We start from the raw sequence: 26859 nt of genomic DNA, 5'->3' as shown, positions 1-26859 counted from the left end.
CTCCGACCGGCCTTTGAGGTGATCCGCTCTGAAGAACTTACTTTTTCGCAGCGGCCGCCTCGCGGGCCTGCGGGCTCATATGGCAGGGACGGCAGCCTTTGAAATTGGGGTATTTACCCGCCAGCTTACGGTGGCATCCGTAGCAGGAGCGGTCCGTATCCGGGGAATGGTAGGCCATGAACAGACTCATGGGATCGCGCTCACGCGCGCCCTTGACGGAGTGGCATTCCTCATTGGCACAGGAGGCGTAACGGTCTTTCGGCAGCCCTTCATGATGGCAGGTGCGGCATTTGACGCCTTTGTGCGAGGAATGGTTGAACGTGACGAACATGCGCTTGGAGGTGCCGTCGTTGAGCTCGATGGGCTTCTTGATGTTGTTCAGATTCCCCCGGCTTTCCCCCGCCTGGGCCGGACCGGCACACAGCAGGGAGAACGCAAACAGGGCGACAAACAGATATCGCATGGGATGCTCCTGTTAAAAAAGATTCCAAAAAGAAGCCTTGAGCGGGCTCAGGCCCTTGTGTGCCGCCACCATATCCAGATGCATCATGCCCAGGGCCATGGCGTCCATGTCCGGAGCCTCGCCGCATTCGCGCAGGTCCACTGTGGGGCAATAGCTTTTGCATTTGGCGCACCAGTCAAGCCGTTCGCCCCTGGACTTGCCGCTTTCGCGCAGAATTTCCATAACCCCGTTGCCCTCCTCGCCGCAGGCCGGACAGGCCCCGCGCCGGAACGTCCAGCTTGTGCCGCACAGAGAGCAATACAGATGTTTTTTCCCGCCGCCGCCGGAAAGAAAAGCGTTTTTCTCGTCAAAAGCGGGCTTGTCCAGCCAGCCCATGACCGGAAAGGAAGAACAGACCGGACAATAGCCCTGCCGCCACGCCCCTGCCTCATCCCAGGGGACGTTTTGTCCGGGCCGCCCGGCCTGGGCGGCCAAAGCCCGCAAGGCCGGAGACAGGACAAATTCCGCCACGAATTCCAACACCTCGGGAGGCAGGCCCGCTTCGGCCGCCAGACGCCGGAAAGTCGGGGCGTCCCCGGCCAGCACCGCTTCGGCCAGAGCGTCGCGCCTGTCCCCTCGGGGCAGCGCCGGGGCCAGGAAAAAGGCTTCCAGAGCCGCCTTGTGGGCGGCCACATCTCCCTTGGCGCAGAGCAGGGGAAGCAGGGCCTCCGCCGCTCCGCGCACGGCAACGCACAGCCCGGTCAGAGGCACGCCCGCCAGAAGGCTACGGCCCTGCGCGGCCCGCGCTCCGCTCCAGTCCGGCAGGCGCGGCCCGCCGTCCTCCGCCATGCCCGCCGCGTCCGCCTGCTCCGCGCTCAATTCCGCGGCCAGGGCCGCGCGGGCGGTCAGCACGTCCTCAAAAGCCCGCAGCACAGGCTCAAGCACGGGACGACGCGCGGCCACGGCCGCCAGGGTCTGGGCCACGTTCTGACAGGATGCTGCCATGTCTGCTCCTCAAAGCGCGAAGGCTCCGGCCTCCGCCGAAGGTAAAGGCGGCGCGCCGAACATGCCCGCGCGCCGCCGTGTGTCCGCCCTACATGAAGGCGGCGTGCTCGTAGTAGTGTTCCTTTTCTTCCGCCAGCAGGTAAATGACGCTCACGTCCTCCACATCGACCAGATGCGCCTTGGGGAAGCGCTCCCGGGCTGCGGCCAGCCGCTGTTGCGCCAGGGCCAGCAGGGCGTCGCGCTCGTCAAAGACCATGGCCCCGGTGGGACAGGTTTTGACGCACATGGGCGGCAGTCCCGCCTCCACCCGGTCGATGCACATGTCGCACTTGGCAATGCGCTTGGCCGCAGCGTCATAGCGGGGAATGTTGTAGGGGCAGGCCTCGGTGATGGCCCGCGCGTCCTCGGCGTTGAGGCCGGCGGATTTGTCCGTGGCCAGAACCGCGCCGGTTTTGGCGTCCTTGACCATCGCGCCGGGCACGGCCATATCCGCCACGTCCACGCACACGGGCGTCAGACAATGACGGCATTGATCGGGAAAGAAATTCCAGACCACGTCGCCCGCCGCGTTCAGATGCTCGTGGAAACGCACGATTTTGTAGTTGTAGGGATTGAGATCCGGGGGATTCTGATGCGTGCCGCGCTGTTTTGTGGCATTGGCCGGCAGATCGTGCCATTCCTTGCAGGCCACCTGGCAGCCGCGACATGCCGTGCACCGCGTGGTATCAACTAAAAAGGCTTTCGGCATTGCAATGCTCCTTGACGGGCGCGCCCCTGCGGACGCGCCCGTCATTCGGGTCAGGCGATTTCCGTCAACGTATCGGCCTTGCGGATGTTCACGCAACAGGCCTTGGTTTCGGGAATGGTCGTGTTCGGATCATAGGCCGTCACGGTCAGGCGGTTGGTGGAGTCGCCGCATTTGGGCGTGGTCCAGCCGAAGGCGAAGGGCATGCCCACCAGATGGACCGTTTTGCCCATGACCGTAAAGGGCCGGATACGGATGGTGACCATGGCGATGGCCTCCACGCGCCCGCGCGCGCTTTCAATGATGACGCCGTCGCCGTTCTTGATGCCTTTCTCCTTGGCCAGATCATGGCTCATTTCAATATAGAGCTGGGGTTCCGTTTCCAGCAGGTTGGGCACATTGCGCGTTTCCCCGCCGCCGCACCAGTGTTCCGTCAGGCTGTAGGTGGTCAGCACAATGGGATAGCGCGGGTCCGCCGCTTCGGCGAACTTGTCCAGTTCCGACGAATGGAACTTGTAGACCGGGCTGCGCAGCTGGCCGGAAAACGGATGCCGGGCCAGAGGCGTTTCCGCGGGCTCGTAATGTTCGGGGAAGGGGCCGTCCAGGCGCCCCGTGCCGTAGAGCTGGGCATAGCCGTCCGTGGTCATGATAAAAGCCAGCTTGCCTTTTTCGGCGTCGGCCTGCGGCGGCCACGGGCCGTCGGGCACGTCGCCCACCCATTTCTTGCCGTCCCACTTGATCACGGGCTTTGCGGGATTGAGCGGCTGGCCGTTCAGATCCACCGAAGCGCGGTTGTAGAGGATGCGCCGGTTCACCGGCCAGCACCACGACCAGTTGGGGAACAGGCCGATGGCCGCCTGCATGGGCGTCTGGCTGGGGTCGCGGCGTTTGGACTTGTTGCCCTCCTCTTCCGTATAGCTGCCGCAGTACAGCCAGTTCAAGGAGGAGGTGGAGCCGTCCTCTTTCAACTGGCCGAACGCGGGCACCAGCTGGCCGCGCTTGTAGGTCTTGTTGCCGACCTTGGCGTCGGCCCAGTACAGGCCGTTGATGCGGCGGGTCCATTCCTCGGCGTCAAATGTTTCAGGCCAGTTCAGCTTGAGCAGCGGTTCGGGCAGCGTGCCGCCCTCGGCCGTGTACAGCGCGCGGATCCGGTTGACCAGCGGCACGAAGATGTCCGCGAAGTTGCGGGCCTCGCCGTCTGGTTCCACGGCCTTGTCGAACCAGAGCAGCCAGCGGCCGCTGTTGCTGATGGTGCCTTCCTTTTCCACGCGGTGAGCCGAAGGCAGCAAAAAGACTTCGGTCTTTTTCTCCTTGGGATCCGCGCCGGGACGCCGCCAGTTGTCCGTGGTTTCCGAATGGTGCAGTTCCGAACAGACCAGCCAGTCCAGGTTGTCCAGGGCGACGCGCATCTTGTTGGTATTGGGGAAGCTGTTCATGGGGTTGACGCCGAAAATGAAGCCGCCCTTGATCTCGCCGTGGAGCATCCTGTCCATGACGTACATGTAGGAATAATCGACGCCCGCTTCGCCCTTGGGCAGCAGCCCGTAGCAGAAGTCGTTTTCCGGCGTGGCTTCGTCGCCGAACCAGCCCTTGAGCAGGCTGGCAAGGTACTTGGGCCGGTTGCCCCACCAGTTGGCGCTGTTTTTCAGCGCCGTGACCGGGGTATTGGCCTTGTTGAATTCCGCCAGGGTCTGCCACTGGGCCAGCGGCAGGGCGATATAGCCCGGCAGGATGTTGTACAGCAGGGCGTGGTCCGTGGAGCCCTGCACATTGGGCTCGCCGCGCAGGGCATTGATGCCGCCGCCCGCCACGCCGATGTTGCCCAGCAGCAACTGCACCAGGGTGGAGGTGCGGATATTCTGCACGCCCACCGTGTGCTGGGTCCAGCCCAGGGCGTAGAGAATGGTTCCGGCCTTGTCCGGCTTGCCCGTGGCGCAGAAGGCCTCGTACACCCGCATGAGGTTCTTTTCGGAAACGCCGGTCACGTCCGAGACGTTCTTCAGGGTATAGCGGGCGTAGTGCGTCTTCATCAGATTGAAGACGCAACGCTCGTTCCGCAGGGCGGCGTCGCGCACGGGCGCGCCGTCCGGGCCTTTCTCAAAGGCCCATTTGCTCCGGTCGTAGCTGCGGGTTTTCGGGTCGTACCCGCTGAACAGCCCGTCCTCAAAGGCGTAGTCCTTGCCCACCACAAAGGAGGCGTTGGTGTAGTTGAGAACGTAATCCTTGAGGTAGCTCTCCGACTGAATGATGTAATTGACCATGCCGCCGAGGAAGGCGATGTCCGTGCCCGAGCGCAGGGGCACATGAAAATCGCAACGGGCCGAAGTACGCGAGAACTTGGGGTCCACGTGCATGAGCACCGCGCCCTTGTCTTTGGCCCGCATGATCCACTTGAAGGCGACAGGATGATGTTCAGCGGCATTGCTGCCGATAATAAGCACCGCATCGGCATTCTTGATGTCGATCCAGTGGTTGGTCATAGCACCGCGTCCGAACGACTCTGCCAGAGCCGCAACAGTGGGGCTGTGTCAGACCCGGGCCTGGTGGTCCATATGGACAACACCCAGGCCGCGCATGGCTTGATGGATCACCGCGCATTCCTCGTTGGAAGCGTGCGAGGTACCCATCATGAAAATGCTTTCCAGACGGTTGACCGTCTGCCCCTGCGCGTTTTTCAGAATCATGTCCTTGTCGCGGGCATCCTTCACGCGCCGGGCGATCTGGTCCAGGGTCCAGTCCCAGTCCTTCTCTTCCCAGGTGTCGCCGTGCGCGGCACGGTACAGAGGCTTTTTCAGCCGATGGTCGTTGGTGTACATGCTGTACAGGGCCGCGCCCTTGGCGCAGAGCGCGCCCTCGTTGACCGGAAAATCCGGGTCTCCCTCCGTGGAAACGAGCTTGCCGTCCCGCACATAGGCGATGACCTGACAGCAAACGGCGCAGAAAGGACAGATCGTCACCACTTCCTTGGCACCTTCAATCTTGAGCGACCTGGAGTAGGCCAGCGCCTCATCCAGGTTGACCCCCAGTTGTCCGAGGGTCAGGCACAAGGTGCCCATGCCCGCGAGTTTCAAGAAATTCCGACGTGAGCACTGCATAAGGCCTCTCTTTGTTGGAACGGAAGAAAAACCTCCAGAACCGCAGCGGGCGCGCGGCAACCGCCGTCCGTCCGCACGCTTTCCCCTCAATATGTGTTTTCAAGCATATAAGAAAACTATGCCAAAATGAACCGTGTCGCAAGGGGGAAGGAGATTTTTTGCCGTTCTCCGGACAAGAACCGCCGAAAACAACAAAAAAAACGCCGGGGCAGCCCCTTCCGAATGGAGAGGCGGCCCCGGCGGGCGGCATGGGCGTCTTCAACCCATCGAGATTGTAAAAACCCGACGTTAATCCGTCCTGGGCTCAACCCTCATTAAAACGCCAGCCGCGAAAAGCTGAATTTTTTCGGGCAGCAAGGCGCAAAGGAAAAATCGGGCGAAGCCGTGCTTTAGCCATAGGCGAACTTGTGAGCCGTACGGATAAAGACAGCAGTCAGGCACACGAAAGCCTGTCCGGAGAAATCGCTGTCGCTATCCGTAAGCCGCTTTGCGGCAACGGCTACCGCATTGAACATACCGCGAGGTCAATTTTTTTTTGCAACGCAGCTGCACGGAAAAAGGCGGCTTTGCAGCAGGCGCTTTTAATGAGGGCTGAGCCTGGATATTTTGCGCTTGAAATTACCGCTTAACGGCGAAGTAAATTTGCGATGCGGATTTCCACGGAAAATCAGCATAGGGCGTTGAGATATTTTCAATATCAAAACGCTCTAATGCCCGGTAATGCCGTATTTTTTCAGTTTGTACTGGAGAAGGCTTTTGGAAATGCCCAGATACTCCGCCGCCTTGACCTGCACCAGATCGGCGCGCACCAGGGCCCGGCGGATCAGCGCGGCCTCGATTTTTTCCAGGGTGTCGGCCAGATCCAGCTGCACGGGCAGCAGGTCCACGGCGCTCTTGAACTGGGATTCCTCGTCGCGGATTTCCGCGGGCAGGTTGTCCACCTCGATGACCGAGCCCGGCACCAGCACCAGACAGCTCTCCACCACGTTTTCCAACTGGCGGATGTTGCCCGGCCATTCGTAGCCGGTCAGGTAATTGAGGGCCTCGGTGCTGAAGGTCTTGGAGGGCATGTTGTTGTCCGCCACGACCTTTTCCACGAAATGGGCCACCAGAAGGGGGATGTCCTCCCGCCGCTCGCGCAGGGGCGGCAGGGGAATCTGGACCACGTTCAGCCGGTAATAGAGATCGTCGCGGAAGGTTCCCTTCTCCACCATGGCCGCCAGATCCTTGTTGGTGGCCGCCACCACGCGGATGTCCACCTCGATCTCCTCGCCGCCGCCCACGCGCTCGAACTTCCGTTCCTGCAGAACCCGCAGCAGCTTGACCTGCAAGTCGGGCGTCAGCTCGGCGATTTCGTCCAGAAAAAGCGTGCCGCCGTCGGCCTGCTCAAAACGGCCCCGGCGCATGGCCACCGCGCCGGTAAAGGAACCTTTCTCATGGCCGAAAAGTTCGCTCTCGAGCACGCCGGGGTTCAGAGCCATGCAGTTCACGGACACAAAGGGCTTGTCCTTGCGCGGGCTGGTATAATGGATGGCCCGGGCCACCAGTTCCTTGCCCGTGCCTGACTCGCCGGTGATCAGCACCGTGGAACGGCTGGGCGCGGCGCGGTCCACCATGACCAGCACATCGCGGATGGCCCGGCTGCGGCCCACGATCTTGTGCACGCCGTAGCGCTCTTCCATAACTTCCTGCAGAAGACGATACTGGCGGTGGGCGCGGGCGAGCTCCGCGGCGTTGTGAATGGAGAGCAGCAGCTCGTCGTTGGAAAAGGGCTTGGTGATGTAGTCAAAGGCCCCGTATTTCATGACCTCCACCGCGCTTTCGATGGAGCCGAAGGCCGTCATGATCAGCACCGGAATATACGGCCAGGACTTCTTGACCCGTTGCAGCACTTCCCTGCCGGTGACCCTGGGCATTTTCATGTCCGTCACCACCACGTCCACCTCGCTCTCGCTCAGAAACGCCAGCGCGGTTTCCGGGTCGCTGATGGCCGTGACCGTGTATCCCTCGTCCTCCAGCAGGGTCTGAAGAACCAGAAGATAATTTTTTTCGTCGTCCAGGACCAGAATATGCGATTTTTCACTCATCTTGAACCTCAGGCGCTTCCACATCGGCGGCGGGCAGCAGCACCCGTACCAGCGCCCCGCCCTCGGGGCCGTTTTCAAGTTCGATCTGGCCGCCGTGACTGGTTATGATCGACTGGACGATAGGCAGGCCGAGGCCCGTGCCGCCGTCCTTGGTCGTAAAGAAAGGATCCAGAAGACTGGACAGAACAGCGGGATCAAAACCCGGCCCGGAATCCAGAAATTCCAGGCGCACGCGACCGGACCCGTTTTCCTGGGCCAAGTGCTCCACAGCGCCGCGAATGCGCACGATGCCCGGCCCGTCCATGGCCTGCTGGCCGTTAATCAGGATATTGTAAAAGGCCCGGTACAGCAAATCCTTGTCCCCGCGCACAAACAGACCGGCTTCCGTTTCACGCTCCACGGCCACCCCGTGGCGGCCCAATTCCCCTTCCAGAAAAGCCATCACCTGGTCCAGCACCAGATTCACGTCCACCAGATCCTGGCGGGGCTGGCGCGGCCGGGCGTAGTCCAGAAAATCGTTGACCGTCTGGGAAAGACGCACGGACTCGTCATAAATGGCTCCCAGGATGCGCGCCGTGCCCGAATCAGCCTTGTCCGTACGGCGTTGAAGCAGTTCGGCGCTGGAGCGGATGATGCCCAGGGGATTGCGGATCTCGTGGGCAATGCTGGCGATGACCCGGCCCATGCCGGCGAGCTTTTCATTGCTGTGCAGCTCGTTTTCCAGCAGGCGGTTCCTGTGCATGCGCTCGGCCAGCACCCGCTCGGCGCGGTGGATGAGCATGAGCAGCAGCCCGAACAGGACCACCGAGGACAAAAGGCACATCACCACAATGATGCCCTGAAAGGCCAGCACCTGCTCATAGTCGCCGGTGATGTCCTGGGTCAGCTCCAACGCGCCCATGACCGGCGCATCCTCGCCCGGCCGCAGCGTTTCGCCGCGCAGGGGATACAGCACACGCAACACAAAGGTGCCCTCGCGCAACGGCACCCGGAAAGGCGCCTGCCAAGCCGGGATACTGGAAATAATCTCCGATTTGGGAGCCGCGCCGTGCAGCACGTCGTCCAGGTTGGGCGGGGACAGGCCCGCCCGGCCCACATCCTCCTTCTTGGTGGAATAGGCCACCAGGCGCGAAAAATCATAGATGCGCAGCCGCTCCACCGGCAACCCCTGAATCACGGACTGTACCACCCGGTCCAGATGCTCGTACTGGGTGGGCTGGCGCAGGGCGATACGCCCGCTGGCCAGAATGGTGGGCAGGGCGAAACGCCGGAAAATCTGGCTGTTGAGGTTTTCCACCAGCAGGCGCGCAAAATCCTCCTGACGGGTCAGCAGGGTTTCGCGCGCCGAATTGGAAATAAAGAACGAAAGGCCCAGGCTGGTCAGCAAAATGACCACCAGCGACAGCCAGGACAGGGTGCGGGCGTAACTCAGCGGCAGCGCGCTTTCCACAGGCGCGGACTGTTTCCGGCATTCACAGGACTCCGGCGAGGCCTGGTTTGATTCGCTCATACGCGCCCGTCCTTATGAATTGCTCTGAGGAAGCGCTGATCAAAAAGATTTTTGTTCTCCGCCAAGGGCGCTGGCTTACGGATAGCGACAGCAATTTCCTTGGTCAGCGTTTTGCGTAGCCAATTGCTGTCGTTATCCGTAGGTTCGCGGCAGCCGCTGCCCGTAGGGCTTACGGATGGCGGCAGTGATCGCGCCGATGCAACCGTGTCGTTAGGCATGCAGTCTTCAGGCGTTGTGACGAAGGCAACTGCGCATGGAGACTGCGCCGCAACGGCTAAAGCAGGGCGAACTGCGGGCGGAGGGAGCATATCCCAACATCTTCGACCTTCGTACGGAGTGAGCCTGACGCGGGCAGAGAGCAAAAAGAGCATTAATCCGTGCTTCCCTAAAAGCTCTGTTTGCGCTGCGGCGCGGCCAGATAGGCGGCCAGATCCGCCTCTTCCCGCGGATAGCCGCCCGCGCCCAGACGGGCGTTGGCCAGGCGCTTGCCCAGTTCCACGGCCGGTTGATCCAGAGGGTTGATGCCCATGAGCCAGCCGGTGAACAGAGTGGCGGCCTCCAGCAGCATCATCAGCGCCCCGGCGGCACGCGGCCCGGTATCGCTCATTTCGATATGCACCAGGGGCACGCCGCTCTTGCACAGGGCCATGCGCGTGCCCAGAGCCTCGGCTTCCAGCAGACTGCCGAAGGGTTTGGCGCGCAGCCAGGCCCATTGCTCGGGCACGTCCATGCCGAAATTGCGGCCCTGGGCCTGGTTGCGGCTGGTCAGGAAAATGCAGCCCTTGTCGCGCGGACCGTCCAGGAACATCTGATTGATGGAGTGCTGGTCCGTCACGCCGGTGGCGGGCACGGGCATAACGCCCTTGCCGTCCTTGCCCAGGCTTTCGGCCCAGAGCTGGCCGAACCAGGGGCCGTAGGCAGTCCACTGCGGGATGTAGCAAAAGAAAATCAACTGGCTGTAGCCGTGGTCTTCCAGAGCCTTGGCCCAGCAGGCCAGGGCAAAGGAAGGATGCCGCGCGATGCTTTCGGGCTGCTCCACCAGGGGACGGGCCACCTCGGCCGCGCCGTCCAGCAGGGCTTGCCAGTCGATGCCCAGAAAAGCGGCGGGCAACAGGCCCACGGCGGACAGGGCGGAATAACGTCCGCCCAGGCAATCCGGCACCTCCAGAGCCGTGAGGCCATAGCGCACGGCTTCCTCACGCAGGTAGCCCTTGCGCTCGTCGGTGACCACGATCATCTGTTCCTGCCAGCATTCCCCAAGGGCGGCCTTGAGCCAGTCCCGCACCAGAAAATACTGGGCCAGGGTCTCAATGGTGCCGCCGGATTTGCTGATGCAGACCACCACGGTTTCCGAGGGATTGAGCTTGCCGAGCAGGGCTTCGAACTGTTCCGCGCAGACATTATCCGCGATCCAGAGCCAGGAGCCCTTGTGGCCGGGGCCGTCCTGGCCCGGCGCGAAGGCCCGCTGCATGGCGCGCGCGCCCAGCGCCGAACCGCCGATGCCCAGCACCAGCATATGTTTGTAAGCCTTGATGCGCGGGATCAGCGGCGCCATTTCCACTTCCAGCTTGGCGCGGTAGGGCATGCTCAGAAAAGGCAGCTCCCCCGCGGCTGTTTCGCGGGCCAGACGTTGCGCAAGCTCCGCGCTCCGGGCCTCGCAGGCCGCCGCGTCGTCTTCGGACAGACGGGCCGTATACGCTCTGGACCACTCAAGACTATGGGACATGACGCACCTCCCGCTTCGGATTTGGGCCGGATATTTTTTACTGTGACCACACGCCGGACTTCGTTTCCTCCAAAATGGAGGTTTTCCGGCAGAACAGCAGGCCAGGCTCAGCCCTCATTAAAAGCGCCTGCTGCAAAGCCGCCTTTTTCCGTGCAACTGCGTTGCAAAAAAGAAATTGACCTCGCGGTATGTTCAATGCGGCAGCCGTTGCCGCAAAGCGGCTTGCGGATAGCGACAGCGATTTCTCCGGACAGGCTTTCGTGTGCCTGACTGCTGTCTTTATCCGTACGGCTCACAAGTTCGCCTACGGCTAAAGCTCCTTCGTCACAACGGCTAAAGCACGGCTTCGCCCGATTCCTCCTTTGCGCCTTGCCGCCTGAAAAATTCAGCTTTTCGCGGACGGCGTTTTAATGTGGGCTGAGCCTGGAGCAAAGTAACGTTGCCCCGGCGTCTGTGAAAGCAGGCACCCGGGGGACAAAAACGCTGTTTAAAAAAGCCGCAAGGCCTTCGGCGCGAAAAAACGGCGGCGCACGGCCTTATAGGTTTGCGGCCGCACACCGAACCGGCAGTGCCAGAGCGGGCAGCTTCCGCGCGCCGGGCAGGCCCGCACCTCGCGCCGATTGCCCGCGCAGTTCATGCACTGCCGCCGCACGGCGCGCAGGGCCGCCCGCGCCACATCGGCCGCTTCGGCAGCCTCCGGCGCCAAGGGCGATTCGCCTGGCAGGGCCGCCATGCGCCAGGCCCACAAAGGGCACTGTCCATCAGGACAGGAACGCACCGATCTGGACGATGCCCCCTGGCATTCCAGGCAGAACTGCCGGATGGCCGCTATGGCGCCGCTTCTGGCCATGCCTACTCAGCCGCCGCCCCGCAGCATTTCTTGTACTTCTTGCCGCTGCCGCAGGGACAGGGATCATTGCGGCCCACCTTGGGATCGGGCCGCCGATAGGCCGTGGGACGCAGGGCCACGCCGTCCACATAATAAATTTTGTCGTCCTTGCGCCGGAAAAAACTTTTTTCGCCCAATTGCCGGGGAATGCCGTCCAGCTCATAAAAGGCGCGGAACTCCACGATATCGTAAAGCTCGCCGTTTTCGCCCACGGGCGCGTCATTCAGGCACTGACCCATTTCCAGACGCAGCCAGTGCACGTCCGTGCCCTGCTCCGCCAGCTTTTCCGCGGAAAGCCCTTCCCGGAAATCGGGATGCGTGCTCTCCACCAGCCAGTCATAGCGCCCCAGGGCATAGGCCGAATAGCGGGAACGCATCAGGGCTTCTGCGCCGGACGGCCAAACCGCGCCGTCAAGACAGGGGCCGCAGCATTCCGCGAAAGGCAGTCCGCTGCCGCAGGGACAGAGTTGGGACATGAGAAAAGCCGCCTTTGTTTTCCACGGCCCGGAATGGGCCGCACCAATCCTTTACAGCATAGCCTATGGCCTGACGGGCGGCAAGAGCGGGACGGGGGATGGCCTCAGGCGCGCGCGCCCTTTTCGGGCCCCGGCGCGGCGGGAGCAACGGAATCAGAAGCAGGACGCAGGCAGACCAGGCAGCCGGGGAGCACGGGCGCGTCCTCCAGCAGGACCAGTTCCAGAACGCCCTTGTGCAGTTTTTCCGTCCGGGCTTCGCTCAAGGGCCGCCCGTCAGCGTCCAGAACCATACGCAGGTCGCCGGGACGGGGCGCTTTCAGGCCTGAGGCCAGACACCAGACATGGCAGGGGGAGCTGTTCACGCTGACGCGGAAAACTTCGCTGCAGCCCAGTTCCGTCAAAAGGCGCAGATAGCGGCGGCCCAGCAGATAGGTGCCCATGCCGCAGACAATCCCGAGGCCCCCGAACCAGGCGGCCAGAATAAAGGGATTCCAACCGGCGATCCGGCGGATGTAGGAAGGCGAGCCCGCCCGCTGGGCCGCGTCGTCGGCCCAGACCATCAGAACAAAGGGCTGCTCGGCCTGGCCCGCGGCTCCTTTGAAGGACACGCGCAGCTCATACCTGCCCGGCTCGGCCTGGGGTTCGGCCCGCACCTCGCCGCGCCACATGCCGTTGCCGAACCAGTAACCGGTGAAAAAGCCTTCCAGATTGAAATACAGGGGGGCGTTTTCGGGCTTGAAACGTATCAACATGTCGCTGTCGAGCGGATTTTTGAGCGCTGACGGACCGGAAAGCGAGATGGCCTCGCCGGGCAGGAGGTCCACCTGATTGGAACCGGCGCGCATTTCCGCCAGCAGGCCGTCCATAAGCCCCAGCAGGGCCACGGCCAGCAGAAAGGCGCTGATCTTGCCCACAAGACGCTGGCGGCGGCGGGCCTGGCGGCAAGCCTGCCAGAGAGGTGTGTTGAGCTGTGAAAGCATATCTCTCCTTATAAGGGCAAGCGGCGGCGGGGACAAGCAAAAAGCGCGCGGAAGCCGCGCGCTTTCAGACTGATGGCAAACTCCGCTTCGCGTGGTTTGCGCCACCAACGGCGGCTTCGCCGCCGGGTGGAAAGACACGAAAATCAGTCGCTTAACGGCGCGGCAAAGCCGCGACCTGCTCCTGATTTTCGGGGCTGCCGACTTTGCCGGCAGCCTCAACGCGCACGGAAGCCGCGCGCTTTCGATCCATCCCGGACTGCCGTGTCGTTCAGCGGGCCAGCAGGCATGTGCCCCCGGCCTCCTCCAGCACACGCCAACGCACCAGTTGGCGGCCTTTGCGGGGAAGTTCGATCAGGCTCTCATGTTCCGCCGGGAAACGCCGCCGGATCAGGCGCGTCAGATAAAAGGCCCCGGTCCAGACCGGCACGGTAATGCCGAAAAACCAGCAGCAGAACACCGCTTCCGACGGCCACGACGACCACTGGGAAGCCCGGTACATGGACAGGAACACCGCCCCCAGCATGAGCAGGTTGGCCATAACGCGAATCAGCCCGACATACAGGGATTGTTTGTAACTGTTCATGGCATTTCTCCGGCCCGCGCCGTCCCGTGGAGCGGGGCGCGAGCCCCGCTCCCGGTTCTACGGCGGATTTACTTCTGGAAGATGTTGGTCTTGCTCACGTTCATGATGCGGATAGCCTGGCCCTTGTCGGCATTGCGATAGGCAATGCGCATTTCGTCGCCAGCCGTCCAGACATAGGGAGGCAGATCCAGCGCGGGCGCGGGCACCTTGAAGGTGACCAGAGCCTGCAGGCGCTTGGAGTACACGGTGACGGTCTGCTTTTCCTTGTCCACGACGGGGAAGGTCTTGCCCGCGACCTTGGGATGCTTGGCGCTGATGTTCTTTTCCACGTCCGTGAACTGCACGGGCAGCTCCTTGATGCTCTTGGAATCCGGGTCATACAGCAGCAGAGCGGACTTATCCAGCTCGATCATCAGGCGGCCGCCCACAGTGGGGGCCGGGCCCATGTCGCGGGCTTCGGCGGGCAGCTTGAAGGTATGCACATCGCCGCTGTAATGGGGCGCGGACTGATCATGGGTCACGTCCACCACGATGGTCAGGGTTTTCGCGGCCGGGTCGAAGGCCACGCAACGGCCCTGTTCCACGCCGCCGTCAAAGTCGCAGGCCGCGAGAGCAAAGGAGAGGGCCAGGACCAGCGTAAGCAGCAAACTACGTATTTTCATGGCTTGTCTCCTTCTAGTTGCCGGCGGCTTGTTGCTTCTTGGCCGCCAGTTCCGCCTTGGCGCCCTGGACCATCCGGATGGTGATGTAAATGGAGATGGCGCTCACAAAGCCCAACACTTCCACAGTGGCCAGCGGGCCGAGGATCCAGCCGTACACGGGGAACTGGGCCTGGAGCAGCTTGAGCACGACGGACATCAGGCAGCCGAGCACGGCCAGACCGAACACGATGCGGATGCCGTAGCCCTTGACGTACTTGGTGGCGACAGTGCCGATCTGGGCGCCGATGGCCGCGCCGCAGAGCATGATGATGGCGGCCAGCAGCTCGACGCGGCCCTTATACGCATAGGACGCCGTGCCGTACAGGCCGGAGATGGCCACTTCGAAAAGGTCCGTGCCCACGGCCAGGTGGGTCGGGCAGCCGATCAGATACACCAGGGCGGGCATGCGGATCAGACCGCCGCCGATGCCCAGGATACCGGCCAACCAGCCGGTGAACAGGCTGACGATGATGGGCAGCCACGCCGAGCAGGTGATGTTGGCATGCTTGAAGTGCACGACAGGGGGAACCTTAAAGGCCTGGAGCTTGGTGGCCCAGTCCAGACCCACGGCGGTCTTGTCCAGTTCCTGCTTGTGAGCCTTGGCTTCGCGCTCCTTCCTGCGGCGCAGGGCCACGTCATGGAAGACCAGCCAGGCCAGCAGGACAAGCAGCACCACGTACAGCCAGCGGACGACCTTGTCCACCGAGCCGATACGTTCAAGCCACATGACCATCTGAGCGCCGATTTCAACGCCCACGACGGTGCCGACCAGCATGGTCAGGCCCAGCGCGTAGTCCACGTTGCCGAACTTGCCGTGCCGCATGGTGGAAATCAGGGATTTACCGGCCATCTGCGCCACGTCCGTGCCGATGGCGAAGGCCATGGGGAAGCCGAGAATATTCAGACCGGGGGTCACCATCCAGGCGCCGCCCAGACCGAAGAAGCCGCCGATGACGCCGACGCCCAAACCAAGAATGACCAGACCGGGCCAGAAAATACTCACGCCGGAAATGGGCATCAAAATATACAGCCAATCCATAATCTGCCTCCTTTCCGGGCTACTTTTCAGCCAGTTCGCGGTGTTTGAGGTCGATGCCGATGCGCGACATGACGACGTCGGCGAGAAGGCCAAGGATACAACCGAGAATCGGAATGATGATCATGGTCAGAATAGCGAAGAAGAAGTGGCTTTCATTATACATCTCCGCCCACCAGTACAGAAGGCCGTCCAGTTTGCGGGTGTCGGCCACGATGACCACGTCGGCCTTTTTCTTGGCCGCCAGCGCCAATGAGGGCATAAGTACGGGCAGCATCAGCGCGCAGCCCATAATCCAGGTCCAAAGCCTGCGCATTTTCTTCATGACATCCTCCACATTGTTTGGTTCCCGTCAGACGGCACGGCCGCCGCATCAAAACCACTTGCCAGCGCAATTGTGAAAATATTAGCAAGGCCCGTGCCATTGCATGATTTCAGGGATTTTTTTCGCGCCACATGGGCAAAATCCGTCGGGAACCTTGTCAAAAGAGCTCTTTTTTCCTATGCTCCTCCCATGGATTGCGCTTTTTTGCGCAAACAAGGAGGGGTATGCGCGTTTTTGGCTCCGTCACCGGTGGAAGCTCCGTGGAAACCGCCCTCTTTTTTGCGAACCGCAGCCTCGCCGGCCGCATGCTGATGCTGGGCCTGCCCTTGCTGGCCCTGGTCCTGGCGCTTATCTTTTTCGCTACCGGGCGCAGCATCGAAAACATCGTCAATCGTGCAATAACGCGCAACGCGCAACTCCAGGCCCAGGCCATGGGCCTTGCGCTGGAGCAGATTCTGGTGGAAACGCGCAACCAGCTGCTGATCCTGGCCGCCGGCTCCATGGACCGGCAGGAGATGGTGCGCCGCCTCAAATTCCGCTCCCGGGCCGACGGCCTGCGCTATCGCGAAGTGGCCTTCATGGGCCTGACGCCCGAAAACCGCTATCTTCTCCTCAATTACGGCGGCGAAATCATTGCCGTGCCGCCCCATGTGGCCCTGGACGCCCCGGCGAGCCCCTTCCACAGCATCAGCCCCGGCCAGAAGCCCGGCAATGTCAGCGTGAGCCAGCCGCTGGAAGTAACGTATTCCATGGTGCCCATCGACAAGTCGCTGCAAAGCCTGGCATTTTATGTGCTGCGTTTTTCCACGCCCATCTACGACGCGGCGGGCAACTTTCAGGGCATTCTGATCCTTTCGCTGGATCTCAGGGCTCTGCGCGACACCATGTCGCTGTTTTCCTCGCCCGACGCGCCCATCAACGGCGGCGAGGAAACCCGCGTGCGCAGCCTTTTTTTCGACCGGGACGGCTGGATGCTCTTCCAGTCCGAAAGCCTGGATACTGGTGCCGGAGAAAAGGCCTTGAGTTCCGACGCGGTGCGGGCCGGCTTTCGCGGGGATTTCGGTCGCCCCGGTTTCAGCCCGGCCTTCCGGCCCGGCCCCGAGCATATCAACTATTGGACCATGGTGGCCGAGGTGCAGGCAGGCCGGTCCGGCCAGCTTTCCCTCTCGGGCAACGGCCCGGTCTGGAACACCGGCCAGAACCGGGTGGAAGGCGTGAGCTACGCGCCGGTGACCTTCATGTCCGGCCCGGAAGGGCCGCGCGTGGTGGTCGGCGGCCTCGGCATGCTGGACAGCAGTTTTACGTCCACGCGCACGGGCATGCAGTTATTGAGCATTTATTCCCTGTGTTTCCTGGGCGGCACGCTGCTGCTGGGCCTGAGCCTCTGGTGGCTGGCCCACAGCACGGGCAAGAGCCTGAACAGGCTTTCCAGCGAACTGCGCACCCGCAACGAGCTGGACAGCGCCGACGCGCTCAGTCTGCCCCCCCTGCCGCTGGAACTGGAAAGAATCAAACGGAACGTGAACATCCTGCTCGGCAGGCTGCGCCGGGCCAAGGCCGATCAAATCTCCCAGGCAGAGGAACAGACGGCCCAACAACAGCGGGAGCCCGTGGCGGATCTGCCCGATCCGGCGGATCTGCCGACCCGCGGCCTGGTGGGCACCTCCCTGCCCATGCAAACCCTCTACAGCCAGATTCAGAAAGCTTCCCAGGTTCTGGCGGACGTGCTGATCGTAGGCGAGACGGGCACCGGCAAGGAGCTGGTCTCCGAATCCATCCACCGCCTGAGCGACCGTGCCGACGGGCCTTTTATCACCATCAACTGCGGCGCGCTGGACGAGGCCCTGCTCATGGATACCCTGTTCGGACACGTCAAGGGCGCGTTCACCGAAGCCAAACAGACGCGCAAGGGGGCTTTTCTGGCCGCCGAAGGCGGCACCCTGATGCTGGACGAGGTGGGCAACGCCGCGCCCAAGGTCCAGCAGGCCCTGCTGCGCGCCCTTTCCACCCGGCGTATCCGTCCCCTGGGCGCGGACCACGACGTGCCCTTCGACACCCGGATCATTGCCGCCACCAATGCCGAACTTCGCGGGGACGGGCAGGACGGTTCCTTCCGCGACGACCTCTACTACCGCCTGGCCGTCATCACCATCCAGACCCCGCCTCTGCGCCGGCGCAAGGAGGACATCCCGGCCCTGATGGTCCGCTTCATGGCCGAAGCCGTCGCCACCCGCGAACAGGGCATGCCCCGGACCATCCCCCGAATCAGCCGCGGCGCGCTGGAAAAGCTCATGCACCATCACTGGCCCGGCAATGTGCGCGAGTTGAAAAACACCCTGACCCGGGCCTTGACCTTTTGCGACGGGGATCTGATTCTGGCGGAAAACATCCAGCTTGATCCCGGCGCCCAGCATGAGTCCCGGCAGGGGGCCGCTCCGGCGTCCGGCACCGGGGAACAGCCCGCCGACACCGCGTCGGAGAGAGCACAGGACGGAGAACGGGACAAAAGCCGGGACGCGGCAGCCGACCCGGCTCCTGATCAGGACAAGATCACGGTCGGGCCGGATCGGGAACAACTCAACCACCGCCAGCGGGACCTACTGCCGCGCCTGGCGGCTCTGGGCAGCGTGAGCCGCCAGGAATATCAGAATCTGGCCGGAGAAGGCATTTCCATGCGCACGGCGCAATATGATTTGCAACAGATGGTGCGGCTCGGCCTGATGCGCAAGGAAGGGCGCGGCCCGGCCCAGCGTTATGTGATCGTGCGGCCCGGCGGAAACGCGCCGGCTGACAAAGGACGCTCCTGATGAACGCCGTACAGAGCCTGAAAAAACTTCTGGGCCTCAAGCCGCGCATCAGCCGCGAGCAGGCCATGGCCGCCTTTGGCCGCCGTTACGCCTCCTTCAAGGAATTGTTGCAGGCCAATGCCGATCTGGCGGGCATCATGGCCTCCCTGAACGCGGCCCAGCGCGGCGAGCGCAGCCTGGAAACCAGCCAGGTGCGCAAGGAGGCCCGGCGGGCCATAGTCCAGAGCGAGCGCATGGCCACCTGCCTCAACGACATTTCCAATCAGCGCCATCAGGATCTCAATGCGGCCGTGGAGGCCCTGGGCGCCCGCATTGAGCGCGAGTTGGAACAGCATACCCGCGGCGACGTGACCTCTCTGACCCTGCCGCTCAGCGAGGTGGACGCCAGCATGGCCTACAGCGTCGGCGGCAAAAACGCCAACCTGGGCGAACTGCGCAACATGCTGGACATGCCCGTGCCGCGCGGTTTCGCCATCACCATCCAGGCGGGCATTTCGCTGCTGCTGCGAAGCAGCAAGCTGTTCAAAAACATCCATCTCACGCTCCGCGCCGTGGACCCGGACGATCCGGCCAGCATCCGCGAAGCCTCGGCCAGGGCGGAACAGCTCATCGTGGACGCGCCCGTTCCCGACGAAGTGGGCGATGCCCTGCTCCGCGCCTGGGATGAATCTTTCGGCGAGGGCGACGCGGTGGCGGCCCTGCGTTCCAGCGCCATCGCCGAGGACGGCGTACAGTCTTTCGCCGGGCAGTACCGCAGCATCCTGGGCGTCACCCGCCAAACCCTGCTGTCTTCCTTCAAAAAAGTGGTGGCAAGCCTCTTTTCGCCGCGCGCCATGACCTACCGGGCCAGCCACGGCTATACTCTGGAAGCCTCGGGCATGGGCCTGTGCTGCCTGGAAATGGTCCGGGCCAAGGCCGCCGGCGTGGCCTTTTCCCGTCATCCCGTGGACCTGCGCTCCAACTGCGTGTTGATCAACGGCCTCTGGGGCCTGGGCGAAATGGTGGTGGACGGTTCAGGCACTCCCGACCAGTGGCTGGTTTCGCGGGCCACCCGCAAGATCACGCGTGAAACGATCGCCCACAAGGAGGCGCGGCTGGTTCTGGTGCGCCGGGGCGGGGCCGTGGAAAGCGAGGTGGTGGACGTGCCCGAGGCACTGCGCGACGTGCCCTGTCTCAGCCGCGAGCAGGTGGAGCGGCTGGCCGCCATGGCCCTGGAACTGGAGCGCCACTACCAGTATCCCCAGGATCTGGAATGGGCCGTGGACGAGGACGACCAGATCATCCTGCTCCAGACCCGGCCCATGGGCCTGGACAGCACGGCCGCGGAAAGCGCGGCCCCGGCCCTGAAACACATGCGGCCGCTGCTCTCCGGCGCGGACGTGGCGGCCAAGGGCGTGGGCTGCGGTCCGGTGGTGCCGGTACAGCCGGACGAGGATCTGACCCATTTTCCCGAAGGCGCGGTCATGCTGATGCAGCACTCCTCGCCCAACGCCATGACCGCCATGCAGCGGGCAGCGGCCATCATTGCCGAAACCGGCAGTCTCACCGGGCACATGGCCTCCATCTGCCGCGAATTCGGGGTGCCCACATTGATGAATCTGGCCGGAGCCGCCAGCCTGCTCACGCCGGGGCAGGTGGTGACCGTGGACGCTCTTTCGGGCCGGGTTTTCGACGGCGAAGTTCCGGAATTGCTGGCCCTGCGCCTGAGCCGCCGCCAGCCCAGGGCCGATACGCCCGCTCTGGTGCTGTTGCGGCGGGTGGCTCCCTACATTCTGCCCCTGCATCTGGTGGACCCGCAGTCGGCATTGTTCAGCCCGGCCAACTGCACCTCCCTGCACGACGTCATGCGCTACGCGCACGAACTGAGCTATTCGGAAATGTTTCTGCTGTCCGACTGCCTGTCCGAAAACTGCGCGGGCGGCGCGGCCAGCCGTCTGGTCTGTTCCGTGCCGCTGGATCTCTACATCATCGACCTGGGCGGCGGCCTGAAAAATCCCGAAGCGGCCACGGCCACCCCCGAAGATGTCACCAGCGTGCCCTTTCGGCACGTGCTGGACGGCATGCTCAATCCGGCGGTACAGGCCAAGGGTCCGCGCCCGGTGAACATGAGCGGCTTTCTCTCGGTCATGGGCCAGACCATGATCGGCGGCAACCGGCACGGCGGCGAGCGTTTCGGCGACCGCAGCTACGCCATCGTCTCCGACCGCTACCTCAACTTTTCCTCGCGCGTGGGTTATCACTATGCCATTCTGGATACCTGGTGCGGCGACACCCTGAGCAAAAACTACATTCGCTTCGAATTCGCGGGCGGCGCGGCGGGCAATGAGCAGCGCGCCCGGCGGGTGCGCTGCATCGGGCTGATCCTCACGGAACTCGGCTTTACCGTCGTGGTCACGGGTGATAGGATACGCGCGCGCTACCAGAAATATCCCAAGCTTGAACTGTGCTCGCGCCTGGATCAGTTGGGACGCCTTCTGATCATGACCCGCCAGATGGACATGCTCATGGTCAATGACGAAGCTGTCCAGGCGTATGCCGCCAAGTTTCTCAACGGCGAGTATCATTAGAGTATTTCAACTTTGAAATACTCTAATGCCGAACACGGTGGGCGCACCGCGAAGACCGACCCGACGGGCGGCCCGTAGGGCCGTGTCTGTAGCCCAAAGGGCGTACAGGCATCGGGAGCAACGCGGCGTTGATTCCGGAAAAGCGACCGAAGGGCTGTCCCCGTTTGGCGACAACGGGGCCATACGGGGATCGACAGCAGCGATAACCGCGTTTTTTGACGGAATGATCCCTTTGAAACGCACAGCGTTTCAAAGGGAATCCGCTCTTAGAGCGGATTTTGCCGGAGCAGATTCCTTTGAAAATTGACATTCTCAAAGGTTGCGCGGCTGTTGCCCGCGCGCGACGTTCCACGAGTGCGCGGGCTTCCGTGACGGCGCGCATCCGTTGTGGGCAACGCCCAAGATAAACGAGGCCCTCATGCCCCCCTTCAGTGGACCGCAAGAACAGCCCAAACGTTGGGACAAGCCCTCCGAACCGCCGCAAAAGCTCTTAAGCCGCGACTTTATCCTGCTCTTCTGCATGGCTATGTGCAGCAACAGCTACATCGCCGTGTTCTACTGCTTCGAGCAATGGCTGGAAGGTCTCAGCATCACCCCCAACTGGCGCGGCGTGCTGCTTTCCTCCCTCTTCGCCATGGTCCTGCTCTGCCGTCCCCTGGCGAGCGTGCTGCTGCTCAAGCGCGGCAAGCTGCTGCCCATGCTGCTGTCCATCGTCATCTCCAGCTGCGCCCTGCTGGCCTATCCCTATGTTCAGGGAGAGCATGTCATCGGCGTCATCTGGCTGCTGCGCATCATCCAGGGCATTGCCCTGGCCGTATATTCCAGCTGCACGGTGGCCGTGCTGGTCAGCTGCATCCCCACAGGCCAGAGCGCCAGGGGCTTTGCCCTGTTCTCCCTGACCATGCTGCTGCCCTATTCGATCATTCCGGCCCTGGCCGAGCGTATCCTGCCCGTTCTGGGCGGCGAACCGCATCTCTTCGCCTTCACCGCCGTGCTGGGCCTGCCCGCCCTGGCCATGCTGATTCCCCTGGCCCCGCGCCTGCGGACGCCGGAAATGCCCGCCCAAGGCGCAGGCAGCCTTTCAGTCCGGGCTCTCTGGCAGGCCGTAAGCCATTCAGGCCTGTTTTTCATCTACATGGCCTGTCTGACCTTCAGCATCATGACCGTGCTGGCCATTTTCTTCATGAAGGGCCTCTGCTCGGTCACCGGCGCGCAACCGGCCTGGTTTTTCTCCACCTACACGGTGACCATCATCCTGGTCCGGCTGTTCGGCAGCCACCGCCTGGACACCCTGCCCCGCTACCGCGTGACCACGCTCTGCTGCGCGGTGCTGGCCTGCTGCATGCTGGGCCTGGCCTGGGGGCCGCTTTGGGCCTTCATTCCCCTCACCTGCGTCTACGGCCTGGGCCTGGGCCTGCTCTACCCCCTGCTGGCCGCCGCCGTGTACGACCGCTCCACGCCCACCACCCGCTCCATCAACTCCAATGTAATGATGGCGACCTTTGACGCCAGCGGCATGCTGGGCCCGCTGCTGGGCGGGCTGGTCATCCACGCGGGCTATGGCTATCGCGGCGTGTTCACCGCCACCGCCGTCACCATCTCTCTCTGCGGCTGCTGCATGCTGATAGACAGGATGCGCATGATCTGGAGGGACAAAGCAACTCAGCGCCACGCCCTCTAGGGAAACTCGCCAAGCGGGATATTTTCGTGATATATCAGGAAAAACAAGTCCGCTTTGCAGGCCCGCGCTCTTGTCCCTGCCGCGCGGGCGGACCAGACATGCCGCAATGCGGAAAACATTCTTTCCACCGCCGGGCATGAAGCCGGCGCTTCCTGTTTTGCAGGGTCGCATTGCGTTATAGCGCACTTTTACTGTGGAGTTGACTATGACCCCGGAAATGAAACGTTACGTACATAAATTTTATCTCGATGAGGCTCTGGACGCCGAGGTTTACGCAATCCTGGCGAAAAGAACCAAATCCGAGCATAATCGCAAGATTCTGGAGGCCATCGCGCATGACGAGAGAAAGCACAAAGCCCAGTGGGCTTCCTTTTTAGATAATGTCCCCGAACTCAATGCGTTCCGGGTCTGGTTTTTTACACTTCTGGCAAAAATTTTCGGCCTGACCTTTGTCCTCAACCTGATGGAATCGGGAGAAGCCGAAGCCATTGAAGGATACAAGGCGATTTCCGAGCAATTCCCCATTGCCCGGAAAATACTTGAAGATGAAAGCCGGCATGAAGAGGAACTGGCCGCCATGATTGAAGAGGACGGCCTCAGTTATATCAGCTCCATGGTTCTGGGGCTCAATGACGCCCTGGTGGAGCTGACAGGCGCTCTGGCCGGTTTCACTCTGGCGCTGAACGACAACAAAATGATCGGCCTGGCCGGTTTTATCACCGGCGTCGCCGCCACCTTGTCCATGGCGGCCTCTGAATATCTTTCCAAAAAAGCGGATTCCGGCGAAAAACATCCGCTGAAAGCTGCCGCGTATACCGGCCTGGCCTATCTGTTTACCGTGGCCCTGCTGCTCGCCCCGTATATCATATTTTCCGCGCCGCTTGTGTCTCTGGCGTTCTGCCTGCTGGTCGCCGCCCTGATTATTCTGGGCTTCACCTATTTTGTTTCCGTGGTGCGCAAGTCTTCTTTCCTGCACGGATTCCGGGAGATGCTGACCATAAGCTTCAGCGTGGCCCTTATTTCCTTCCTCATCGGCTGGGGGGCCCGCGCCTGGTTGCAGATTGACATCTGATGCCGCCCGCTTTTGCGCTGTCCCGCGCGGCAATGGCCCGGATCCGGCGGACGCGCCTGTTAGAGCATTTTGCGCTTGAAATTATCGCTTAACGGCGAAGTAAATTCGCCTTGCGATAATTTCGCGGTGCGGATTTTCACAGAAAATCCGCACAGAGCGTTGAGATATTTTCAATATCAAAACGCTCTATTGGCTCAGATTCAGGCTTTCGGCGCGCACGCGGCCCAGCAGTTCTTCCAGATTCTCCACGGAAGTCAGGCGAAAGCCGTTTTCCACCGGGCTGACCCGTCCGAGCACCGGATAGTCTTCACCGTTGCCCGCGTCATGCACCACAAAAGGCACCAGCCAGCCGTGACCGTCGGGCCTGGCCTGGCCGATCCGCCGGATTTCCTTGCGGCCCGTGGAAGCGTCGGCAAAGAGCGGAGCCAGCATTCCCTGGGCGGTCCCGCCGCCGGGCGCGCGTCCGGCAAAAGCACCGGAGGACACGCCGTTGATCACAAAGGCGCGGGCCTCGCTGAACAGCAGATCGCGCAGCTTGTTTCCCCCGGCGTCCCCGGACGCGGCCTGGGAAAACATCACGGCCAGCAGGGGCGGCAGTTGATCAGCCACCTCCGGCTTTTGCACGTCGCGTAGAAAAAGGGTCAGGGCCGCGCCCAGGATGGCGTCCACATCCACCAGGCGCTCAAAGGCGGCGGCGTCCGCCGCGTCAATGGCTTGTCCCACCTCTACCAGGCACTGGCGCGGGTCAGCCGCATTCGCGGCCCGCGCGGGTGAGGGCGACAGCGCCGGAAAGAGGCCCAGACCCAGGAACAGGCCACAAAAGATATAAGGGAGCAGGCCCAACCCGCGGCGCGAAACAGAAATCAGCATATGTCCTCCGGCAACGGGCCTTTGAGCGCCAGGGGCAGCCCGCAACTGACAAAAATCACATGGGAGCAGGCTCTTGCCAGCGTCTGATTGGCGAGGCCCAGCACATCCCGGTACATACGCCCCAGGAGCGTGGACGGCACAATGCCCAGGCCGGTTTCCGCGCTGACCAGGGCCACGGGCCGGGCGCGGTCCCCATTTTCAGTCAGGCCGTCGGCCAGGGCCGCCACCCGCTCCTGAACCGCCTCGGGCGTCAGACCCGCGGCCAACAGATTGGCAATCCAGAGACTCACGCAATCCAGCAGAACCACACCGGCTCCGCTGAAGGCGCTTCCGGCCGGAAAGCCGCCCAACGCGCCCAAAGGGTCCAGAGGCTCCTCCACGCATTGCCAGCCCGGGCCGCGCGCGGCCTGATGCCGGGCCACGCGGGCCGCCATTTCGGCATCCTCCACCCGGCAGGTAGCCAGAAAAAGACGCCGGGGAGACTGTGCCTCGGCCCAGCGCTGGGCCAGCCCGCTTTTGCCGCTGCGTGTGCCGCCCACAAAAAGAAGCAGGGGGGCGTTCACCGGCCCTGGCCGCCCACCTGGACCGGCGCCTGAACAGGCGCGGGCACGGTCAAGGGTTGTGCGGGCGCGGGAGCCGGGGCCGCCGGAAGCCGCGTACCGGCCTGCGGCTGCGTGCTCCGGGGCAACGTATTTTGAGGCGCTGCGGTTTGGGGTGTGGCATTCATGGCCGGGGCCGCCGGGACGGACGGAGCCGGTTGCGCGACAGGATTGTCCCGGTTGCCGGGGGCTCCGGCACCGGCCTGAGCGCAACGCCGGGCCAGATCCCGCAGCACGGCGGCGGCGCTTTGCACCGAAGCCAGGGCCTGCGGCCCTTCCCGCAAACGCCGGTCCACCCAATAAGCCACAAACAGCAGGGAGTCGTCGTCCAGGGCCTGTCCGCCCCCCTTGCGGATGGCCGCCACCAGAGCGCGTTGCGCCGCCGCGCGCTCTTCAAGAGCGCGCCGGTAGCGGGCGCTCAAACCGTCCACCCGCAGTTGCGTCGTAGCGATTTCGGGCTGGGAAGCCCTGTTTTCGCGCAACTGGTCCAGATCAAAGACCGCGGCCGTCATCTGGGAATTGATGTCCACCACGTTCTGGGAAATCTGTTCCAGGCCCTTGATCCGCTTGCCCAGATCCGGCACCGAGGCCACGCCCTCCAGCGCGCCTGCCAGCATCACGAAGCGGCCCGCCAGAGCCATGTGCATCTCCCGGTTCTGCTCCGGCGACAGGGCTTTGGCCGCCGCCTCACGGTCCAGAGCCGCCATGAAGCGGTCCACATAGAGCGCGTACAGGCTCTGGAGCATGGTAGGATGGAAGGCGTAGCGCAAAAGGCCCGCCCGGCCCCCTTCGGCCTGCCCGGCAAGCTTGACGCCGTAGCGCTGGTTGACGCTCTGCACGCTGACCGCCAGCGAACCGCCGCGCGGGCCGGGTTTGTAGCGGGAAACCAGGTAGGCGGCCAGATCCTCCACAAAGTCCGGACGGACCTTGCTGTCCGCCGTGACCTTGGGGGCCACAGGCTGCACAGCCTCCTGACCGGCCATGCCCGGCGCTCCGCCGCTTCCGGCGAGCCCGCTCTGCCCCGGCGGCAGGCTGGTGTCCACCGGCGCGGGCACCGTGCCCTGCACGTTCCGCCCGGCCAGGGTGCCCGGAGCGGTGCTCGGATTGGTCACCGCGCTCGGCGGGGGCGGCGGAGCGTCGCGCAGCAGATCGCCCACTCCGGCCAGGGGCGTGCCGCTGGTGGCATTGTCAATGACGCCGGCCGCCTGTTCCCGCCACTGATCGCGTGTGGAGGGGTCGCGGGTCAGCCAGAAGGCCGCGCCGCCCACGACCAGCACCGCCACCAGGGCCAGCAGCCCGGCTTTGCGCCCCGCGCCCTTGCCGGGCCGGGGTTTGGGGAGGTTCATGATGTCGGGAACCTCGGGCGTTTTCTTTTCCAATTTCATGCAGATCTCCTCATGGCCATTTCCAGGCAAAAGCCGCGCCCATGCCGTTTTTATCCGTCGGCTGCGGCGCGAACGCAGCCGCGCCTTCCAATGGCAGATAAAACGTACTCGAATTTTTATTTTATCCGCAATTTGGAAGCGCCAGACGCGGGTCGCCGTTTCCGGCAGCGCTTTTCCCCTGTTTTCATGATATCATTGCTTTTTTCGGGTGTGAATACTTTTTCTAGACATTGTCTTGAAGCTCCGGCCGCATGAAATATCCAATTTCAGATATTGCG

Annotated in this window: 24 protein-coding genes; 5 read left to right on the top strand and 19 right to left on the bottom strand. The window is 63.0% G+C overall.

Features of this window, described 5'->3' with window-relative positions; genetic code table 11:
- Positions 1–37 precede the first annotated feature (37 nt).
- From KH208_RS05860 to fdnG, 4 genes are all read right to left on the bottom strand, one after another.
- Positions 38–463: a cytochrome c3 family protein gene (locus KH208_RS05860; RefSeq protein ID WP_291434647.1), complete on the bottom strand. Its 426-nt coding sequence runs from the start codon at positions 461–463 to the stop codon at positions 38–40.
- Positions 464–475: 12 nt separating this feature from the next.
- Positions 476–1447, bottom strand: coding sequence for a formate dehydrogenase accessory protein FdhE (locus tag KH208_RS05855; protein WP_291434645.1), 972 nt, complete (start codon positions 1445–1447; stop codon positions 476–478).
- An 88-nt stretch (positions 1448–1535) separates the two neighbouring features.
- A complete protein-coding gene (locus tag KH208_RS05850) occupies positions 1536–2195 on the bottom strand; it encodes a 4Fe-4S dicluster domain-containing protein (protein ID WP_291434643.1) in 660 nt (219 codons plus the stop codon).
- Positions 2196–2245: 50 nt separating this feature from the next.
- A complete protein-coding gene (fdnG, locus tag KH208_RS05845; RefSeq protein WP_291434642.1) occupies positions 2246–5287 on the bottom strand; it encodes a formate dehydrogenase-N subunit alpha in 3042 nt (1013 codons plus the stop codon).
- 407 nt (positions 5288–5694) lie between these two features.
- Between fdnG and KH208_RS05840 the strand changes: the two genes are divergently transcribed.
- Positions 5695–5916, top strand: coding sequence for a hypothetical protein (locus tag KH208_RS05840; protein ID WP_291434641.1), 222 nt, complete (start codon positions 5695–5697; stop codon positions 5914–5916).
- A gap of 78 nt (positions 5917–5994) precedes the next feature.
- Here the strand turns inward: KH208_RS05840 and KH208_RS05835 are convergent, their stop codons facing one another.
- From KH208_RS05835 to KH208_RS05780, 12 genes are all read right to left on the bottom strand, one after another.
- Positions 5995–7374 carry a sigma-54 dependent transcriptional regulator gene (locus KH208_RS05835; RefSeq protein WP_291434639.1) on the bottom strand — a complete coding sequence of 460 codons (1380 nt, stop codon included), beginning with the start codon at positions 7372–7374 and terminating at the stop codon, positions 5995–5997.
- Positions 7367–8884, bottom strand: coding sequence for an ATP-binding protein (locus tag KH208_RS05830; RefSeq protein WP_291434637.1), 1518 nt, complete (start codon positions 8882–8884; stop codon positions 7367–7369). Before KH208_RS05830 ends, KH208_RS05835 begins: the two co-directional genes overlap by 8 nt.
- Entirely contained in the window at positions 8881–9102 is a 222-nt protein-coding gene (locus KH208_RS05825) for a hypothetical protein (protein WP_291434636.1), read from the bottom strand. Before KH208_RS05825 ends, KH208_RS05830 begins: the two co-directional genes overlap by 4 nt.
- 167 nt (positions 9103–9269) lie before the next feature.
- Positions 9270–10610, bottom strand: a complete 1341-nt coding sequence (locus KH208_RS05820; RefSeq protein ID WP_291434635.1) for a glucose-6-phosphate isomerase — start codon at positions 10608–10610, stop codon at positions 9270–9272.
- 107 nt (positions 10611–10717) lie between these two features.
- Complete coding sequence (locus KH208_RS05815; protein ID WP_291434633.1) at positions 10718–10906, bottom strand: hypothetical protein; 189 nt, start codon at positions 10904–10906, stop codon at positions 10718–10720.
- 191 nt (positions 10907–11097) lie between these two features.
- Complete coding sequence (locus KH208_RS05810; protein ID WP_291434632.1) at positions 11098–11460, bottom strand: hypothetical protein; 363 nt, start codon at positions 11458–11460, stop codon at positions 11098–11100.
- Between the two features lie 2 nt (positions 11461–11462).
- Positions 11463–11975 (bottom strand): YchJ family metal-binding protein, encoded by a 513-nt coding sequence (locus KH208_RS05805; RefSeq protein ID WP_291434631.1) that lies wholly within the window; start codon positions 11973–11975, stop codon positions 11463–11465.
- 104 nt (positions 11976–12079) lie between these two features.
- The gene (locus tag KH208_RS05800; RefSeq protein WP_291434630.1) at positions 12080–12955 is read right to left on the bottom strand and encodes a hypothetical protein; all 876 of its coding nucleotides are present in this window, start codon (positions 12953–12955) and stop codon (positions 12080–12082) included.
- A gap of 268 nt (positions 12956–13223) precedes the next feature.
- On the bottom strand, positions 13224–13538 hold the full coding sequence (locus KH208_RS05795) for a hypothetical protein (RefSeq protein ID WP_008686172.1): 315 nt from the start codon (positions 13536–13538) through the stop codon (positions 13224–13226).
- Between the two features lie 68 nt (positions 13539–13606).
- Entirely contained in the window at positions 13607–14200 is a 594-nt protein-coding gene (locus tag KH208_RS05790) for a DUF4881 domain-containing protein (RefSeq protein WP_291434629.1), read from the bottom strand.
- Positions 14201–14213: 13 nt separating this feature from the next.
- Positions 14214–15278, bottom strand: a complete 1065-nt coding sequence (locus tag KH208_RS05785; protein WP_008686174.1) for a sulfite exporter TauE/SafE family protein — start codon at positions 15276–15278, stop codon at positions 14214–14216.
- Between the two features lie 19 nt (positions 15279–15297).
- Positions 15298–15600: a DVU0150 family protein gene (locus KH208_RS05780; protein ID WP_008686175.1), complete on the bottom strand. Its 303-nt coding sequence runs from the start codon at positions 15598–15600 to the stop codon at positions 15298–15300.
- A 224-nt stretch (positions 15601–15824) separates the two neighbouring features.
- Here KH208_RS05780 and KH208_RS05775 point away from each other — a divergent pair, with 224 nt between their 5' ends.
- From KH208_RS05775 to KH208_RS05760, 4 genes are all read left to right on the top strand, one after another.
- Entirely contained in the window at positions 15825–18407 is a 2583-nt protein-coding gene (locus KH208_RS05775; protein ID WP_291434628.1) for a sigma 54-interacting transcriptional regulator, read from the top strand.
- Positions 18407–20974, top strand: coding sequence for a PEP/pyruvate-binding domain-containing protein (locus KH208_RS05770; RefSeq protein ID WP_291434626.1), 2568 nt, complete (start codon positions 18407–18409; stop codon positions 20972–20974). Before KH208_RS05775 ends, KH208_RS05770 begins: the two co-directional genes overlap by 1 nt.
- A 418-nt stretch (positions 20975–21392) precedes the next feature.
- The gene (locus tag KH208_RS05765; RefSeq protein ID WP_291434625.1) at positions 21393–22655 is read left to right on the top strand and encodes an MFS transporter; all 1263 of its coding nucleotides are present in this window, start codon (positions 21393–21395) and stop codon (positions 22653–22655) included.
- Positions 22656–22860: 205 nt separating this feature from the next.
- On the top strand, positions 22861–23727 hold the full coding sequence (locus KH208_RS05760) for a VIT1/CCC1 transporter family protein (RefSeq protein ID WP_291434624.1): 867 nt from the start codon (positions 22861–22863) through the stop codon (positions 23725–23727).
- Positions 23728–23913: 186 nt separating this feature from the next.
- On the opposite strand, the gene KH208_RS05755 is transcribed toward KH208_RS05760, so the two are convergent.
- Genes KH208_RS05755 through KH208_RS05745 form a run of 3 tightly spaced genes read right to left on the bottom strand, consistent with a single transcriptional unit; the run spans position 23914 to position 26581 of the window.
- Positions 23914–24597 (bottom strand): hypothetical protein, encoded by a 684-nt coding sequence (locus tag KH208_RS05755; protein WP_291434623.1) that lies wholly within the window; start codon positions 24595–24597, stop codon positions 23914–23916.
- Positions 24591–25160 (bottom strand): bifunctional adenosylcobinamide kinase/adenosylcobinamide-phosphate guanylyltransferase, encoded by a 570-nt coding sequence (locus KH208_RS05750; RefSeq protein WP_291434621.1) that lies wholly within the window; start codon positions 25158–25160, stop codon positions 24591–24593. Before KH208_RS05750 ends, KH208_RS05755 begins: the two co-directional genes overlap by 7 nt.
- Positions 25157–26581, bottom strand: coding sequence for a hypothetical protein (locus KH208_RS05745; protein ID WP_291434619.1), 1425 nt, complete (start codon positions 26579–26581; stop codon positions 25157–25159). Before KH208_RS05745 ends, KH208_RS05750 begins: the two co-directional genes overlap by 4 nt.
- Between the last annotated feature and the right edge of the window lie 278 nt (positions 26582–26859).

Origin of the sequence: Desulfovibrio sp., from assembly GCF_018379785.1 — a bacterium.
Classification (GTDB): domain Bacteria; phylum Desulfobacterota; class Desulfovibrionia; order Desulfovibrionales; family Desulfovibrionaceae; genus Desulfovibrio.
Note: the sequence above shows the minus strand (reverse complement) of the source record. Positions and strands in the feature narration are given on the sequence as shown.

Bases quoted from the DNA above. Each gene is read 5' to 3' on its own strand.
- KH208_RS05860 (WP_291434647.1), bottom strand. From the start codon at position 463: ATGCGATATCTGTTTGTCGCCCTGTTTGCGTTCTCCCTGCTGTGTGCC.
- KH208_RS05855 (WP_291434645.1), bottom strand. From the start codon at position 1,447: ATGGCAGCATCCTGTCAGAACGTGGCCCAGACCCTGGCGGCCGTGGCC.
- KH208_RS05850 (WP_291434643.1), bottom strand. From the start codon at position 2,195: ATGCCGAAAGCCTTTTTAGTTGATACCACGCGGTGCACGGCATGTCGC.
- KH208_RS05835 (WP_291434639.1), bottom strand. From the start codon at position 7,374: ATGAGTGAAAAATCGCATATTCTGGTCCTGGACGACGAAAAAAATTAT.
- KH208_RS05830 (WP_291434637.1), bottom strand. From the start codon at position 8,884: ATGAGCGAATCAAACCAGGCCTCGCCGGAGTCCTGTGAATGCCGGAAA.
- KH208_RS05825 (WP_291434636.1), bottom strand. From the start codon at position 9,102: ATGCCTAACGACACGGTTGCATCGGCGCGATCACTGCCGCCATCCGTA.
- KH208_RS05820 (WP_291434635.1), bottom strand. From the start codon at position 10,610: ATGTCCCATAGTCTTGAGTGGTCCAGAGCGTATACGGCCCGTCTGTCC.
- KH208_RS05810 (WP_291434632.1), bottom strand. From the start codon at position 11,460: ATGGCCAGAAGCGGCGCCATAGCGGCCATCCGGCAGTTCTGCCTGGAA.
- KH208_RS05805 (WP_291434631.1), bottom strand. From the start codon at position 11,975: ATGTCCCAACTCTGTCCCTGCGGCAGCGGACTGCCTTTCGCGGAATGC.
- KH208_RS05800 (WP_291434630.1), bottom strand. From the start codon at position 12,955: ATGCTTTCACAGCTCAACACACCTCTCTGGCAGGCTTGCCGCCAGGCC.
- KH208_RS05795 (WP_008686172.1), bottom strand. From the start codon at position 13,538: ATGAACAGTTACAAACAATCCCTGTATGTCGGGCTGATTCGCGTTATG.
- KH208_RS05790 (WP_291434629.1), bottom strand. From the start codon at position 14,200: ATGAAAATACGTAGTTTGCTGCTTACGCTGGTCCTGGCCCTCTCCTTT.
- KH208_RS05785 (WP_008686174.1), bottom strand. From the start codon at position 15,278: ATGGATTGGCTGTATATTTTGATGCCCATTTCCGGCGTGAGTATTTTC.
- KH208_RS05780 (WP_008686175.1), bottom strand. From the start codon at position 15,600: ATGAAGAAAATGCGCAGGCTTTGGACCTGGATTATGGGCTGCGCGCTG.
- KH208_RS05775 (WP_291434628.1), top strand. From the start codon at position 15,825: ATGCGCGTTTTTGGCTCCGTCACCGGTGGAAGCTCCGTGGAAACCGCC.
- KH208_RS05770 (WP_291434626.1), top strand. From the start codon at position 18,407: ATGAACGCCGTACAGAGCCTGAAAAAACTTCTGGGCCTCAAGCCGCGC.
- KH208_RS05765 (WP_291434625.1), top strand. From the start codon at position 21,393: ATGCCCCCCTTCAGTGGACCGCAAGAACAGCCCAAACGTTGGGACAAG.
- KH208_RS05760 (WP_291434624.1), top strand. From the start codon at position 22,861: ATGACCCCGGAAATGAAACGTTACGTACATAAATTTTATCTCGATGAG.
- KH208_RS05755 (WP_291434623.1), bottom strand. From the start codon at position 24,597: ATGCTGATTTCTGTTTCGCGCCGCGGGTTGGGCCTGCTCCCTTATATC.
- KH208_RS05745 (WP_291434619.1), bottom strand. From the start codon at position 26,581: ATGAAATTGGAAAAGAAAACGCCCGAGGTTCCCGACATCATGAACCTC.